At 43.4% G+C, this 13,588-nt stretch carries 13 protein-coding genes; 7 read left to right on the forward strand and 6 right to left on the reverse strand.

What is annotated here, in order from left to right; all coding sequences use genetic code 11:
- Nucleotides 1-96 precede the first annotated feature (96 nt).
- Nucleotides 97-1,101: a substrate-binding domain-containing protein gene (locus L7A31_RS00625; RefSeq protein WP_237359541.1), complete on the reverse strand. Its 1,005-nt coding sequence runs from the start codon at nt 1,099-1,101 to the stop codon at nt 97-99.
- Between the two features lie 215 nt (nt 1,102-1,316).
- Between L7A31_RS00625 and L7A31_RS00630 the strand changes: the two genes are divergently transcribed.
- The gene (locus tag L7A31_RS00630; RefSeq protein ID WP_237359542.1) at nt 1,317-2,120 is read left to right on the forward strand and encodes a fumarylacetoacetate hydrolase family protein; all 804 of its coding nucleotides are present in this window, start codon (nt 1,317-1,319) and stop codon (nt 2,118-2,120) included.
- A gap of 140 nt (nt 2,121-2,260) precedes the next feature.
- Nucleotides 2,261-3,409, forward strand: coding sequence for a hypothetical protein (locus tag L7A31_RS00635; RefSeq protein WP_237359543.1), 1,149 nt, complete (start codon nt 2,261-2,263; stop codon nt 3,407-3,409).
- Nucleotides 3,410-3,431: 22 nt separating this feature from the next.
- On the opposite strand, the gene L7A31_RS00640 is transcribed toward L7A31_RS00635, so the two are convergent.
- The 4 genes from L7A31_RS00640 to gntU form a co-directional block, all read right to left on the reverse strand.
- Nucleotides 3,432-3,770 (reverse strand): DOPA 4,5-dioxygenase family protein, encoded by a 339-nt coding sequence (locus L7A31_RS00640; RefSeq protein ID WP_237359544.1) that lies wholly within the window; start codon nt 3,768-3,770, stop codon nt 3,432-3,434.
- Between the two features lie 150 nt (nt 3,771-3,920).
- Nucleotides 3,921-4,742: a substrate-binding periplasmic protein gene (locus tag L7A31_RS00645; protein ID WP_237359545.1), complete on the reverse strand. Its 822-nt coding sequence runs from the start codon at nt 4,740-4,742 to the stop codon at nt 3,921-3,923.
- Nucleotides 4,743-4,997: 255 nt separating this feature from the next.
- Entirely contained in the window at nt 4,998-5,411 is a 414-nt protein-coding gene (arfB, locus tag L7A31_RS00650; RefSeq protein ID WP_237359546.1) for an alternative ribosome rescue aminoacyl-tRNA hydrolase ArfB, read from the reverse strand.
- Nucleotides 5,412-5,551: 140 nt separating this feature from the next.
- Nucleotides 5,552-6,895 carry a gluconate transporter gene (gntU, locus tag L7A31_RS00655; protein ID WP_237359547.1) on the reverse strand — a complete coding sequence of 448 codons (1,344 nt, stop codon included), beginning with the start codon at nt 6,893-6,895 and terminating at the stop codon, nt 5,552-5,554.
- Between the two features lie 204 nt (nt 6,896-7,099).
- On the opposite strand from gntU, the gene L7A31_RS00660 reads away from it, so the two are divergent.
- Genes L7A31_RS00660 through L7A31_RS00670 form a run of 3 tightly spaced genes read left to right on the forward strand, consistent with a single transcriptional unit; the run spans nt 7,100 to nt 10,063 of the window.
- Complete coding sequence (locus tag L7A31_RS00660) at nt 7,100-7,633, forward strand: gluconokinase (RefSeq protein WP_237359548.1); 534 nt, start codon at nt 7,100-7,102, stop codon at nt 7,631-7,633.
- Nucleotides 7,634-7,636: 3 nt separating this feature from the next.
- Nucleotides 7,637-9,424 (forward strand): phosphogluconate dehydratase, encoded by a 1,788-nt coding sequence (edd, locus tag L7A31_RS00665; RefSeq protein ID WP_237359549.1) that lies wholly within the window; start codon nt 7,637-7,639, stop codon nt 9,422-9,424.
- Between the two features lie 3 nt (nt 9,425-9,427).
- On the forward strand, nt 9,428-10,063 hold the full coding sequence (locus L7A31_RS00670; protein ID WP_237359550.1) for a bifunctional 4-hydroxy-2-oxoglutarate aldolase/2-dehydro-3-deoxy-phosphogluconate aldolase: 636 nt from the start codon (nt 9,428-9,430) through the stop codon (nt 10,061-10,063).
- A 71-nt stretch (nt 10,064-10,134) separates the two neighbouring features.
- Here L7A31_RS00670 and L7A31_RS00675 read toward each other — a convergent pair whose 3' ends face one another.
- The gene (locus L7A31_RS00675; protein WP_290368742.1) at nt 10,135-11,160 is read right to left on the reverse strand and encodes a substrate-binding domain-containing protein; all 1,026 of its coding nucleotides are present in this window, start codon (nt 11,158-11,160) and stop codon (nt 10,135-10,137) included.
- Between the two features lie 483 nt (nt 11,161-11,643).
- On the opposite strand from L7A31_RS00675, the gene L7A31_RS00680 reads away from it, so the two are divergent.
- Together L7A31_RS00680 and L7A31_RS00685 are read left to right on the forward strand one after the other, a co-directional pair.
- On the forward strand, nt 11,644-12,087 hold the full coding sequence (locus tag L7A31_RS00680) for a PTS sugar transporter subunit IIA (RefSeq protein WP_237359552.1): 444 nt from the start codon (nt 11,644-11,646) through the stop codon (nt 12,085-12,087).
- Nucleotides 12,088-12,159: 72 nt separating this feature from the next.
- The gene (locus L7A31_RS00685) at nt 12,160-13,566 is read left to right on the forward strand and encodes a PTS mannitol transporter subunit IIBC (RefSeq protein ID WP_290368729.1); all 1,407 of its coding nucleotides are present in this window, start codon (nt 12,160-12,162) and stop codon (nt 13,564-13,566) included.
- Nucleotides 13,567-13,588 lie beyond the last annotated feature (22 nt).

Raw genomic sequence — 13,588 nt, forward strand, 5'->3', positions numbered from 1 at the left:
AACGCAGTCGCAATATATACCCAATCAGTAGCAAGGTACAGGCATTCGGTTGTCTATATACCCCAAAGCATCTTGAGGTGACTTGGGTATATCAGTTTATCCAGTAATTTTTACTACTGAGTCACGCCTTACGATAGTTGGAGAGAAACGCAGCGGCTCAGGTTCGGGTTGATTGTCTTTCGCTAAATCAAGGGCAATATTCATGGCTTTTTCCGCCATCATTTCGATTGGGTAGCGTACAGTCGTCAGCTTTGGGTGAACATAACGTGCTATTAAGCCGTCATCAAACCCCACAACTGAGAGTTGTTCTGGCACTGCGATACCATTTTCATTCGCTGCGGCTAGTGCTCCTGCCGCCATGTTATCGTTGTAAGCGACAATGGCAGTCATATCTAGGGACTTGGTCAATAGATTCGACATGGCTAGCTCGCCACCTTCACTGTCGGGAGAGCCATACTCCACGTAGCTTTTAGGTAATTCGATATTGTGCTGTTTCAAGGCTGCGAGGTATCCACGAGTACGTTCTGTAGCATCTTCAATATCATGGTTGGAGCTAACACAAGCAATTTTTCGATGGCCATGACGAATGAGGTATTCAGTGGCAAGAAAAGAGCCTTTGTAGTTATCCAGTGAAACACAGCGGCCTTCCAGCTTTTCAATATGGCGGTTGATAATCACCAAGCTTTTCACTTCATTCGCATAGCCGATTAGTTCTTCGTCTGTTAGACCTTTAGAGTGAATAATTAAGGCATCGCAACGGTTGTTAATCAGTAATTCGATAGACTCTTTTTCTTCTTTTGCACTGTGGTAACCGTTACCAATCAAAGTGTGCTTGCCATTTTTTCTAGCGATACGATCGACTGATTTGACTAAGGCACCAAAGAAAGGATCGGATACATCACTCACTAACACGCCGACAGTATTGGTGTTTTGGCTGACCAATGCTTTGGCTGCAGCATTTGGACGGTAACCAAGTTTTGTCATTGCTCTGCTTACGGCTTCGAATGCAGATTGACTGGCTTTGGGTGATTTATTGATCACTCGAGACACCGTTGCTATTGATACGCCTGCTTCTCGTGCAACGTCTTTAATGGTCGACATTAGATACCTCAACCGCTCTGTGAGAGCGAATACTTAACTTGCATTCGATTGTAACCGTTATCACGCATATATGAGAGTAGTTTGTTTGTTAAGATTACAAAAAAACCTAGATGAATACAGAGAAATAGAAGTAAATTGGTATCGTTTACATCACTTTTATTAACACGAATACAGCCTACTCTATAAATAATTAGGGTAAATACACTGGATTGCACATGAAAAAATATTGGCTAGTGATTATCGCTGCTCTCATTTCATTTAACTCTCTAGCAGCAAAAAAGTACGTGAGATATCAATATCAGGGAGAAGAGTACTACGGACAAATAACAGAAAATCAGATACAACCGTTACTGGGCGATATATTTACCAAGGCCAAACCATTTGGGAAGCCTATTTCTCTTTCTTCTGTCGGTTTGTTGCTACCTGTTAAGTCAAACAAAGTCTTTGCGGTGGGGATGAACTACGCTAGCCACTTGCCTTCAAATTCGAGCCAGCCACCTCCTATATTTTCCAAGTTAGTGTCATCTCTGGCTTTATCTGGAGATACTGTGACGTTGCCACCTGACGCAAAAAATGTACATTTTGAAGGGGAGTTAGTATTAGTCATTGGTAAGGAGATACACAAAGTCAGTCAGGCTGAAGCGCAGGATGCAATTTTTGGTGTATTGGTAGGTAACGATATTACCGAGCGAAATTGGCAGAGCTCTGATCTGCAGTGGACGCGTGCTAAGTCTAGCAACGGTTTTGGCCCGATTAGCCCCGAAATAGCTACTGGTTTGGATATCAACAACCTCACCATAGTCACCCGATTAAATGGAAGAATTGTTCAGAAAGAAAATACTGCCAATATGATTCATAAGCCGACTAAAGTTGTCAGCTATTTGAGCCAGTACTTCACTCTCATGCCTGGTGATCTCGTGTTTATGGGCACTCCGGGGCAGACTCAACCAATCAAATCCGGTGACGAAGTTCGAGTGTCGATAAAGGGGGTCGGTGACGTCATCAATATCTTCCAGTAACCTTTTCTCCATTGCTATTGATTGGTTTTCAAAACACCAATTGATAGCAGTGTCTTTGCCAATACTTTTATCGCCATCACGCCACACAATACATTTAGTTAATATGCTTATTGTTTCATATCAAAAAAGGATGAATGTAGATGTGTAAAGATAAGGATAAAACTAGCTCTTATTGGACTCCAGAGACTCGGCAGCCTATTCGACAGAAAATGCTAAAAATATGGGATCACTTTGCTGAAAACTACGATTACGCAAGGCATCATTACCTAAAACCACAAATGCCGAACTTCGACACGCATTACTGGCCGGGGCTGTCGATGAATATCGCCTCTACGGCCATGATATATAAAATTGCCCAAAATCCATACATGCATAAGTTGTCCTATCAGGGGCTATTTCCGGCGCTTTGGCGCTTCAAATGCATTCCCTTTCTTTACTTTACTGGGCAAGTCGGCGGTACATTAATGGGCAATGACAACATTGTCTCATCTTCCCTAATGCGAAGTGGCGACTCACAAAGCACACTCACGTCAGCTCAGATGCTTCCCAATTACTTTACCGGTACGGCCTATACAGGTTGTGCTGTGTATATGCTGACTAAATCTTCCAGAAAATATTTATCGATGTGTGGCAACAAGCTTGGCTGGTTAGGGCTCTTAACTCAATTGGTTGCTGCTGGTAGCATGCTTGATTTAGGTATGGCTAACTTGGGCAAAGAGTCGTTTGGCTCGAAGTTTTTCCGCGCCAAGAACAACCTTTCTCCTCAAAATGATTTTGGTGATTACAGCGACTATCGAGACACAATGAACGAGATATACTCGCAAATGCTGATGTTGGGCGCGTTTACATTGCTTTATGAAATACGCTTCAAAAAAGGTATAGGTGTAGTTCAAAGGGTGTTAAGTATGGGCGCACCATTATTAATAATGAACTCTTCGAATGAACTTTCGAGGCGCAGAGATATATTAGCGCCCTATTTGCTTGGGGACGGGTTCAAAGAGCCTCCGAGAGAGTCTTTTGATGCGCTTGATGCAACAAGACTATTGATTGAAGGTGCTGGCGTATATGCAGGAATGCAGCATTGGAATCTTGGTAAAAAAATGCTGTTTTCTCAGCAAATGATTCAGCAGCAAAATCGCTACTGGACCTACATGAAGTTTCTACAGGATCTCAAACGAGCATTCCCACACCTTACATACGGTAGGTGGTTAATGGGAGCCGCGGGCGTCAACCTCGTTAGAGATATTTACGAGCTAGAAGGCATGTTCATGAACTGGAAAACTAAGTAAAGTTTACCTAAACACTAGGCATTTAAAACTTAGACAAATCTATATCGATAGGGTTACCAAGCCAGCAAACGTGCTCTGTGTGGTCGATATAGTCGTTTCCAGTATCAGCATGGATAAGAACCGATAAACCCTCATGGTGTCGCTTTAGCCAAATCGTAAAAGCGTCGAACTGGGCTTGGTCAAAAGCAACCATGAAGCTCCATTTAGTATGCGGCCCAACAAGTCGGGTGTGAAAGCGTCCGACGGGCATCTTTAGTTCGTCGCTGATACGCTCTCTAAGCGCACTGGCTACATTTTCCGATTGCTCATCAAAATAGATATGAGCGTGATAGTGGGTGTATATGTTCGCTAAGAAATCCATATTACTTCGCTTAGGTGATAAGGTATGATTTGTAGGTTAGCACATATGAAAACTAGCTCAATGGTGATAAGCCGGTAGCTATTCTAAACACTAGGCACATGAAACTTGCGAACCGGGCTTATTTTTCTACAAGCTATAGCACCTTGCTTATCAACAATTACGACCACAACTAGGAAGGTATTTTCTCATTATATCTTCTATTACTCCTCGAGAGCCCAATATGATTACTGCTTGGTTGATTTTTGTTAACAACTCGTATGCTCGTGGCGATCTCTTTGATACGAATATGCGATACCCCCCTGGGGAAGCTTCAATAATTTTATGCGGAACGACACCCTCAGGGATAATGTTTTCTCCAATTGCACTAAATCCATATGGGACCGGTGCTGACTGAAGTAACAAGTCGCACCTCCCTAGAGCCACTTTTTCTAAGGCTTTTTGCAGTGAAGCTGCACCAGTATCTATTCCTTCGGAATTTGGGAAACCATAGCCTTTATAATTGTATCCAAGTACACCACACAAATTATAGTTCCTAAGTTCGGCAAATGTTTCTATACGAAGTCCATCTGGATACTTGTCTGTCGAATACCAGTATCCCGCACTTGTAAAGTAAACAGGTGACGTTATGAAGTAATCTTTTGCCCTTTCTTCATTGAACTGTCCATCCATAAACACTTCAAATTTTCCATTCTTTTTAACTTCTAATAGGCACCGCTTCCATGAAGTTAGTTCAACATCAAACTTTATCCCCGTAAGATTAGCGATTTCCTCCAGCACTTCAATTGAAGCACCGGATAGCTTGTCCTTATTTATCTGACCATTCTCACGCTGCCAGAATGTATAGGGAGGCCATTCTGAAGCATCATCACATACCTTGACTATTACATCAGTACTAGTTGAGTTTTTAGAAGCTGATACTTCAGCAGATAGTATGTTGAAAGATAAGAGCGCAATTATTAGAAACCCACGCATAATAATACCCAAGAATTAGTGTAGACTTTATAAGGATAGGAGTATTTAAAAGGCATTTTGTTTACTTGAAGAGGTTTCTCAAACTCAAGATTTATGTGGTTAAATTTTCTATGCCCTAATCCAAGTGAAAAATCATCCAGCCTTTCGACATAATTTCTGTTTTGTAAATCGTTATCTGTACGATAGTGAGGCTTGTTTACTCTTAGAGCTGAATAGCAGAAGTATAGGTAAGTTGTAGGTGGGGACTTCCGCTCCCTAGAAGTCTACCTTTTTCCTCAAAACCTTCGTATGACCTCGTTTGGTCTTGCTATCCACTCGACGACGCTGTGAGCCTTTAGTTGGTTTCGTTGCTTTGCGAGTTTTTTGCACGACCATCGCTGATAAAATTAGCTCTTTTAAGCGTTCTAATGCGGCCTCTTTGTTTTGTAGCTGAGTTCTGAACTGTTGTGACTTAATAACGATGACTCCTTCTGAAGTGACTCTACTATCGGAGAGCTTAAGGAGCTTATCTTTATAGACGGCTGGTAAAGATGATCGCTTTATATCAAAGCGAAGGTGAATGGCAGTCGCGACCTTATTGACATTTTGTCCACCATTACCTGCTGATCTAATTGCGTTTAGTTCAATCTCCCAATCGGCAATGTGTACCATTTTCGAGATTGTTAGCATAGCGACACCTATTTGTTCCAAATTGCTATTGATAACTCAACACTCGCCTTTCTGCTGAGTGCAGCTAATAATAGCAAATAAAACTCTTTTAGACACAAATAGGCCCCGCGCAAAATAAAGGGGGCCGTAAAGGTTAGCTGTTATAAGAATAGCGAAATCAAAAGAGCAACTACGCCACCTGTTGTGCCGATGATTGTTTCCATGACTGTCCATGTTTTAAGAGTCTGAACTTCGCTTAGCCCTAGGAATTTGTTTGCTAACCAAAAGCCTGAGTCATTCACATGTGATAACACGATAGCGCCGCCACCAATTGCGATAGTGACTGCCGCCAGTTGTGCACCATCGAGCCCTAATGGTTGAAGCATTGGGATGATCAAGCCACAAGTGGTGAGCATTGCTACTGTCGCTGAACCTTGGATAACGCGAACTGCAGCTGCCAGAATGAACGCCAGCATTACAACAGGTAGCCCAGAACCTGCCAAAATATTGCCTAATGCAGCGCCCACACCAGAATCGATAAGCACTTGTTTAAATACTCCGCCTGCGCCAGTAACAAGGATAATAACGCCCGCAGGTTGCAGTGCTGAGCCACAGATCTCCATGATGCGTTCATTGGAAACGCCGCGGCGATAGCCTAGTTGGTAAAACGCAGCTAAGCAGGCTGTGATGATTGCGGTAAACGGATGACCGATAAACTGTAGCCAATGTTGAAGAGAAGAACCTTGTTCAACAAATCGGCCGCCAATGGTGTTAAGCGCAATCATAAATAGCGGTAGCAGAATCAATGAAATCGCTAGTCTGAAGGTCGGAACTTTGTCTCCAACACGCTCGTTGTCATCGGTGTTGTGATCTTCTGGCAGCTCAACGTGAACATGCTTAGCAATGTAGTTACCCCAAATTGGACCACCTAAAATCATCGCTGGAATAGAAGCAAGGATGCCAAACAAAATCATGTAGCCAAAGTCAGCATGTAGTTGTGATGCAACTAAGATAGGGCCTGGCGCTGGCACCATAAATGCCTGACAAGTCGCAATTCCAGCTAGCAGAGCGATACCGATTTTCGTAACGCTGCCTCCGCCACGGCGAACAACGGCGAATGCGATACCGATCAGCAGAACAACCGCTACATCAAAGAACAAAGGCAGTGCACAGATAAAACCAGTGAACGTAAGAGCCCAGTTAGCGCGATCGGTGCCAAACTTATTTAACAGAGTGTGAGCGACTTGATCGAGTGCGCCAGTCTCTTCCATGACCTTGCCGAACATGGCACCAAGAGCGACAACAACGGCCACAAAACCTAGTGTGCCACCCATACCTTTTTGAATGGTAGCGGCAATCGTTTCAGGGCTCATTCCAGAGAAAACACCTGCGCCCATTGATACTAGGATCAAGGCAACAACGGCATGAAGTCTTACCTTCATTACCAGAAATAGCAGCAGCAAGATGGATCCTACAGCTGTCAGAATTAGCGTCAAATCAGACATATTAGACCTTTTATTATAGTAGGGTAGCTTATGGATTACCGGTAACATATTACGGGTAACATTTTCTCTGTAAATAGACTTGATGAGAATTTTATCAACCAAATATTGAGAACTAGATATGATTCACAAATTTTTTAGTTACCGGTAACATTGTAAAAATTCGCATGCTATGTTGCGGAAAAATCACTAGCCAAAGTTGAAATTATGAACGAGATACAAACGAAACCATCTGCTGTATTTATCATCATGGGAGTCAGCAGTACAGGTAAATCTACCGTAGGGGCGTCCTTTGCCAGTGCAATCAATGCTAAGTTTATTGATGGCGATGATCTTCACCCGAAAGCGAATGTTTTGAAGATGTCTCAAGGGGAGCCACTCAATGACCAAGACAGAGCACCGTGGCTTGAGCGTATTCGAGACGCGGCCTTTAGCATCGAGAAAAAAAATGAGGTGGGTGTGATTGTCTGTTCAGCGCTTAAACAAACTTACCGAGATCAAATTCGTGAAGGGAACAATAAGGTTGTGTTCCTCCATTTGCATGCAGAAAAAGAAGTGATTGCCAAAAGAATGCTCAATCGAGAAGGGCACTTTATGCCTTTGTCTCTTCTGGACAGTCAGTTTGCCACACTTGAAATACCTAATGCTAACGAGCCGTCGACTCATCATGTTGATGTCTCCGGTTCTATAGATGAAGTTGTTCAACAATGTATTGCGGTTAGTGATACGTATCTAGGTTAAAAAATGGATAAAGCGATACTTGAGGTTACTCGAAATATTGTAGAGAGAAGCAAGGATAGACGCTCGGCCTATGTTTCTCGTATGGAGAAGCACATGGAGCGGGGCGTCGACCGCTCAAGACTTGCATGTGGAAATCTAGCTCATGTTGTTTCAGTTTGCTCTCAGCAGGACAAAAGCTCGATTCTGGATTTCACCAAAATAAACCTAGGTATAGTGACTGCTTATAGTGACATGGTCAGTGCCCATCAACCATATGAACGCTATCCAGATATGATACGTTCAATTGTGCGTACGCTAGGCCATACAGCTCAAGTTGCAGGTTCTGTTCCAGCTATGTGCGATGGTGTGACTCAAGGGCAAGAAGGCATGGATATTTCTATGTTTTCTCGCGACTTAATTGCACAAGCCACGGCTGTCGGGCTAAGCCATAATGCTTTTGATTGCAATATCTTGCTGGGTATTTGCGACAAAATAGCACCGGGCCAAATCATCGGAGCCTTGTCATTTGGCCACTTACCTTCCTGCTTTATGCCATCTGGGCCGATGTCAACAGGGATCAGCAATGACGAGAAAGTAAGAGTTAGGCAGCAATTCGTTTCTGGTGAGGTGGGAAGCGATGTTTTACAGGATATGGAAAACAAGGCTTACCATTCTCCCGGAACATGTACTTTCTATGGGACAGCAAACACAAACCAACTGGTTTTCGAAGCCATGGGGTTAATGCTTCCCGGATCTGCATTTGTTCCCGTCGATAGCGACTTAAGGCAGCAACTAAACATCGAAACAACAAAAAATATGGTTGCTGTTTCAGGAGCGATGAAAAGGCCACTTTACAAAATTATCGATGAGAAATCGCTCGTCAATTCACTGGTTGCGTTGATTGCCTCAGGAGGCAGTACCAATCACACCATTCATATGATTGCTATTGCCCGAGCAGCTGGTTTTATCATTACATGGGATGACTTTGATGCTTTGTCGGACGTGGTTCCACTGCTTGCTCGAGTCTATCCAAATGGACCTGCAGACATTAACAGCTTTCAGCAGGCGGGTGGCGTGCCAACATTGATGAAGATGCTCAATGATCGCGGTTTGATTCACATGGATGCGACCCCTGTGTATGGCTCAATGCAGGATTACCTTACGTTGCCGGAAATAAGTGAAGGTCAGCTAATATTTAAGCCTGTGATGGACTCGAAAAATGCAGAAGTTATAGCGCCAAATGGCCAGTACTTTAGTGAAACGGGTGGTTTGAAGGTATTGTCGGGTAATATTGGGCGCGGCGTAATGAAGGTTAGTGCCGTCGCCGCTGATCATCGCACAGTGTCGGCTCCAGCGCTTGTGTTTGAAAGTCAGCATCTAGTGAAAGAAGCGTATGAACGCGGAGAGCTAGACCGAGACGCAGTGATTGTTGTTCATCACAATGGGCCAGCGGCAAATGGAATGCCCGAACTACATATGCTTATGCCAATCTTAGGCAGTCAAATGGCTAAGGGGTTTAAAACTGCTTTGCTCACAGATGGCAGGCTATCAGGAGCATCAGGAAAAGTGCCAGCCGTGATACACATGACGCCTGAGGCAAAACGTGGAGGCAACATTGGCAAGATTCGTGATGGTGACTTAATCACAATAAACGGTGACACCAATGAAGTTTTTGTTGAAGCAGATCTTGAGACCAGAGAAGTGTTAGACGTCGATTTGTCTCATACTATTGTTGGATCTGGGCGTGAACTTTTTAATATTTTTAGACAAAACATCTCCAGTGCGGAAACTGGGGCAACTATTTTGGAGTAAGCAATGAGTTGGGAAATTTCTCCACAGCAAGTATTTAGTGCGTCACCAATTGTACCTGTCATGGTGATCAAAAACGTTGAGGATGCAATACCGATGGCGCAAGCCTTATTGGACGGCGGTATCAGTATTTTTGAAATTACGTTAAGGACAGAGTGTGCTCTAGAAGCGATTCGTCTAATTTCACAACAGTTTCCTGATATTTTAGTTGGCGCAGGAACGGTGCTAGACAAACAACAATATGACTCTGCAGTTGAAGCCGGTGCGAAATTTATTATTTCACCGGGATACACGCCAGAGTTACTAAGCTATGGTTTGGAACAAAGCGTTCCATTGATTCCTGGTGTGTCCACTGCTTCAGAAATTATGTATGCACGGAGCTTAGGTTATAAGCACCTCAAGTTCTTCCCTGCCGAAGCTAATGGAGGTGCGCCAGCTCTAAAAGCGATTTCGGCGCCATTGGCGGATATCCAGTTTTGCCCAACCGGTGGCGTGAATCCGAAAAATATTGCTGACTATTTGGCAATAAAATCGGTCGCGACCGCTGGTGGTTCTTGGATGCTACCAGAGGATCTGATTACCGCGGGTAACTGGAGTGCAATCACTGAACTAACTAAAGAAGCGGTTCAGTTGGTGAGCTAAAACTGTCTGTAGGTTGGTGTTCGCTTGAGGTAATCTGCACTCTACAGTTAGATTACCTCAAGTTATTCATGTTAAATACTTTCACCACGTGATATGGAAAAGCCCATATCAACCACTTTTTCAGAGTTAGAGTCACCTTTAATCGTATCGAGGAGTAGCCCTGCACTCATTTTCCCCATCTCATAGCGCGGTGTTGCAATACTTGCCAATGCTGGAGAGATTGCTTGGCCGATATCTAACGCATTGCACCCAGCGACACTGATTTGATCCGGAACTGAAATTCCTTTGCTTTGGCACGCCAATATAATGCCAATGGCAATGTCATCGTTGGTACAAAATGCACCATCAATATCAGGGTAACGGTCTAACGCTTGCTCGATAAGATCTTTACCTAATGTAAAGCTAGAGTGCTCAGAAGTGAGAATATGTTTAGGCTCTAGTTTCTTTTCTTTTATCGCGCGGTCATAGCCATTCATTCGCAATTGAGTACGTTTATCCATACGCGCACCAAAGTAGGCAATATTACGTTTTCCTTTGGTGAGCATTTCTTTGACCATTGTATAAGCGGCTAACTCATGGTCTAAACCCACAGCCATATCTATTGGACTTTCTGGCAATTCCATCGCTTCAACGACGGGGATATTGGCAGTTTTTATCATCTGTACACTGCGCTGGGTATGCTCGGTGCTGGTCAAAATAAGCCCATCAACTTGATAGGAAAGCATAGAAGCAATTTTACTTTCCTCTTCTAGTTCATCGTAACTATAGTGGGCTATCAAAGTCTCATAGCCATACTCTTTAGTGATGACTTCAATGCCTTGAGCGAAGTTGGCGAACACTTGGTTGGAAAGGGATGGAAGCAACACTCCAATGGCTTTACTTGAGGCATTCGCTAGCATTGCCGGAGCTCTGTTTTGGATATAGCCTAGCTCTTCTATGACTTTTGCAATTTTCTCTTGGGTTTTGCTCGCGACGGAATCGGGATTGCGTATATAACGACTGACAGTCATTTTTGTGATGCCAACTCGGTCAGCAATATCTTGTAGAGTTGGCCTAGCGTTTTTCTGATCGTTTTTCATATAGTTATATGCTTGAATGTTACTGTAACATATTAGCGTGCTGGAATTTGTAATCAAGTGACTATCGATCCTTTGATAATCAATTCTGGAGTAGAGTTATCATCTCTTAGAGATAATAAAATTACAGGAAAATTATTGTTAAGTACCAGATGAGAGATAAATCACGGTGCAAGTGTTTAACTATCTGATAAGCCGAGCTGATTCATAATGGATACATTTGCTAATTTTGATCGTCAATAGTCTAAGTGTGATATTGGTCGCCATTTAATTCATAGTAATCAATTTTTAAAATGTGTCATAAGTCATATTTATGGGCTTGATTTGTAGTTTAAATAAAATGTGTAATTTAATTTCTTATGGCTTTTGATTGATGAGTCGATATATTTCGCTTGACTGATATATTAATGAGAATTGCGTCATATTTTTTCTGACTTTTACCCGCTAGAACTTCCATTGATAATATTCCCAACAACGATGAACAACGTATTGCTGGGATAAATTATGCTTTATGACCTTATTGACCACGATCTAATTGATGTCTTTGATCACGACCAATGCCACTGGGAAGAAGCGGTCAAAGAAACCACTCGTTACCTACAAAGCAAAGGCTACGTAACTGAAGATTACGCGAATGCGATTATTCAGTCTACCCATGACAATGGCCCTTACTATGTACTCTGTCCGGGAGTGGCAATGCCTCATGCGCGTCCTGAAGCAAGTGTTTTGAAGACCGGTCTTGGCATTCACGTATACAAAACCCCCATCGACTTTGGTTCCGATCTAGGGCCATCTAATGTGCTGCTTACTCTAGCGGCGAAAGACTCTGATACCCACATTGAAGTGATTCAAGCGTTGAGTGAAATGTTGGTTGAAGAAGAAAACATTGAAAAGTTATCGCAAGCGTCATCGAAAGAAGACGTTCTGGAAATTATTCAGCGTTATTAAGCTAATCACGCTTAGATCTGAGTACCCGAATAAAGGGCATCAATATGCCCTTAACAATGCAAGGAATATAACGTGACTTCAAATGCAAGAGCTAAGGTGCAAGCTTTTGGCGGCCACTTGACCGCTATGGTATTGCCAAATATCGGAGCCTTTATTGCTTGGGGCTTCATTACCGCATTATTTATCCCAACTGGTTGGTTTCCAGATGCCCATTTTGCCAAGTTAGTTTCACCTATGATCACTTATCTACTGCCACTTCTCATTGGTTATACCGGTGGGCAGATTGTAGGTGACAAACGTGGTGCCGTTGCGGGAGCCATTGGTACGATGGGGGTGATTGCAGGTGCCGATATTCCTATGTTTGTCGGGGCAATGATCATGGGGCCATTAAGTGGCTGGGTGATTGTCCAAGTAGATAAGCGTATTCAGCACAAAATCCCGTCTGGCTTTGAGATGGTGGTAAACAACTTCACTCTTGGCATTCTGGGCATGGTCATGTGTATGTTTGCCTACGAGGTTGTTGGGCCAGCAGTGACAGCGGCCAACCTCTTTGTTAAATCGGGTATTGAAGCACTGGTTTCAACGGGTTTTCTCCCACTGTTGGCTGTCATTAATGAGCCAGCAAAAGTCCTTTTCCTAAACAACGCTATAGACCAAGGTACCTATTATCCTTTAGGGCTTCAACAAGCCGCTGAAACAGGGAAATCTATTTTCTTCATGGTGGCATCCAATCCGGGGCCGGGTTTAGGTTTACTACTGGCCTACGCTAAGTTTGGTCAAGGCTTGAGTAAGCGATCTGCGCCAAGTGCCATCATCATCCAATTCTTCGGAGGTATACATGAGTTGTATTTCCCGTATGTGCTGATGAAGCCAATTATGATAGTGGCAATGATTGCAGGTGCAGCAACAGGTATAGCCACTTTCAACCTACTCGGAGGAGGCCTTGTCGCTGGGCCTAGCCCAGGCTCTATTTTTGCCTACCTAGCTCTGACTCCGCGTGGAAGCTTTATCGCTACCATTGCTGGTGTGGCCTCTGCCGCTATCGTTTCTTTCATCGTTGCTAGTGCAATATTAAAAGTAAGTAAAAAAGATAAGCCAGAGGATGAGTTTGAAAAATCTGTTTCAGATATGAAGGAGATGAAAGCCGAAGGTACAGTGGCGAAGCCATCAGCTCATGCTGATAGTGCACCTCAGACCAATAACATTAAATTTGTGGCATTTGCATGTGATGCAGGTATGGGCTCAAGCGCAATGGGAGCGACGACGTTTAGACGCAAACTGGAAAAAGCTGGGTTTAATGTTGAAGTGAAAAACTTTGCCATTGAGAAAGTGCCAAGCAATGCGGATATCGTCGTCACACACGAAAGCCTAGAAAGTCGAGCAACCAAAGCAACAGGGTTGCCAGTGATTGCAATCAAGAACTTCCTGCACGATCCAGCTTTAGATGACTTAATGAATACGATCAGCGAACAAGCTTAAATTTAATTTGGGCCAAGATTAG

This window comes from Vibrio marisflavi CECT 7928 (genome assembly GCF_921294215.1).
GTDB lineage: Bacteria > Pseudomonadota > Gammaproteobacteria > Enterobacterales > Vibrionaceae > Vibrio > Vibrio marisflavi.

Coding starts and splice junctions, on each gene's coding strand:
- gntU (WP_237359547.1), bottom strand. CDS start 6,895: ATGTCTGATTTGACGCTAATTCTGACAGCTGTAGGATCCATCTTGCTG.
- L7A31_RS00640 (WP_237359544.1), bottom strand. CDS start 3,770: ATGGATTTCTTAGCGAACATATACACCCACTATCACGCTCATATCTAT.
- edd (WP_237359549.1), top strand. CDS start 7,637: ATGGATAAAGCGATACTTGAGGTTACTCGAAATATTGTAGAGAGAAGC.
- L7A31_RS00680 (WP_237359552.1), top strand. CDS start 11,644: ATGCTTTATGACCTTATTGACCACGATCTAATTGATGTCTTTGATCAC.
- L7A31_RS00630 (WP_237359542.1), top strand. CDS start 1,317: ATGAAAAAATATTGGCTAGTGATTATCGCTGCTCTCATTTCATTTAAC.
- L7A31_RS00645 (WP_237359545.1), bottom strand. CDS start 4,742: ATGCGTGGGTTTCTAATAATTGCGCTCTTATCTTTCAACATACTATCT.
- arfB (WP_237359546.1), bottom strand. CDS start 5,411: ATGCTAACAATCTCGAAAATGGTACACATTGCCGATTGGGAGATTGAA.
- L7A31_RS00635 (WP_237359543.1), top strand. CDS start 2,261: ATGTGTAAAGATAAGGATAAAACTAGCTCTTATTGGACTCCAGAGACT.
- L7A31_RS00625 (WP_237359541.1), bottom strand. CDS start 1,101: ATGTCGACCATTAAAGACGTTGCACGAGAAGCAGGCGTATCAATAGCA.
- L7A31_RS00670 (WP_237359550.1), top strand. CDS start 9,428: ATGAGTTGGGAAATTTCTCCACAGCAAGTATTTAGTGCGTCACCAATT.
- L7A31_RS00660 (WP_237359548.1), top strand. CDS start 7,100: ATGAACGAGATACAAACGAAACCATCTGCTGTATTTATCATCATGGGA.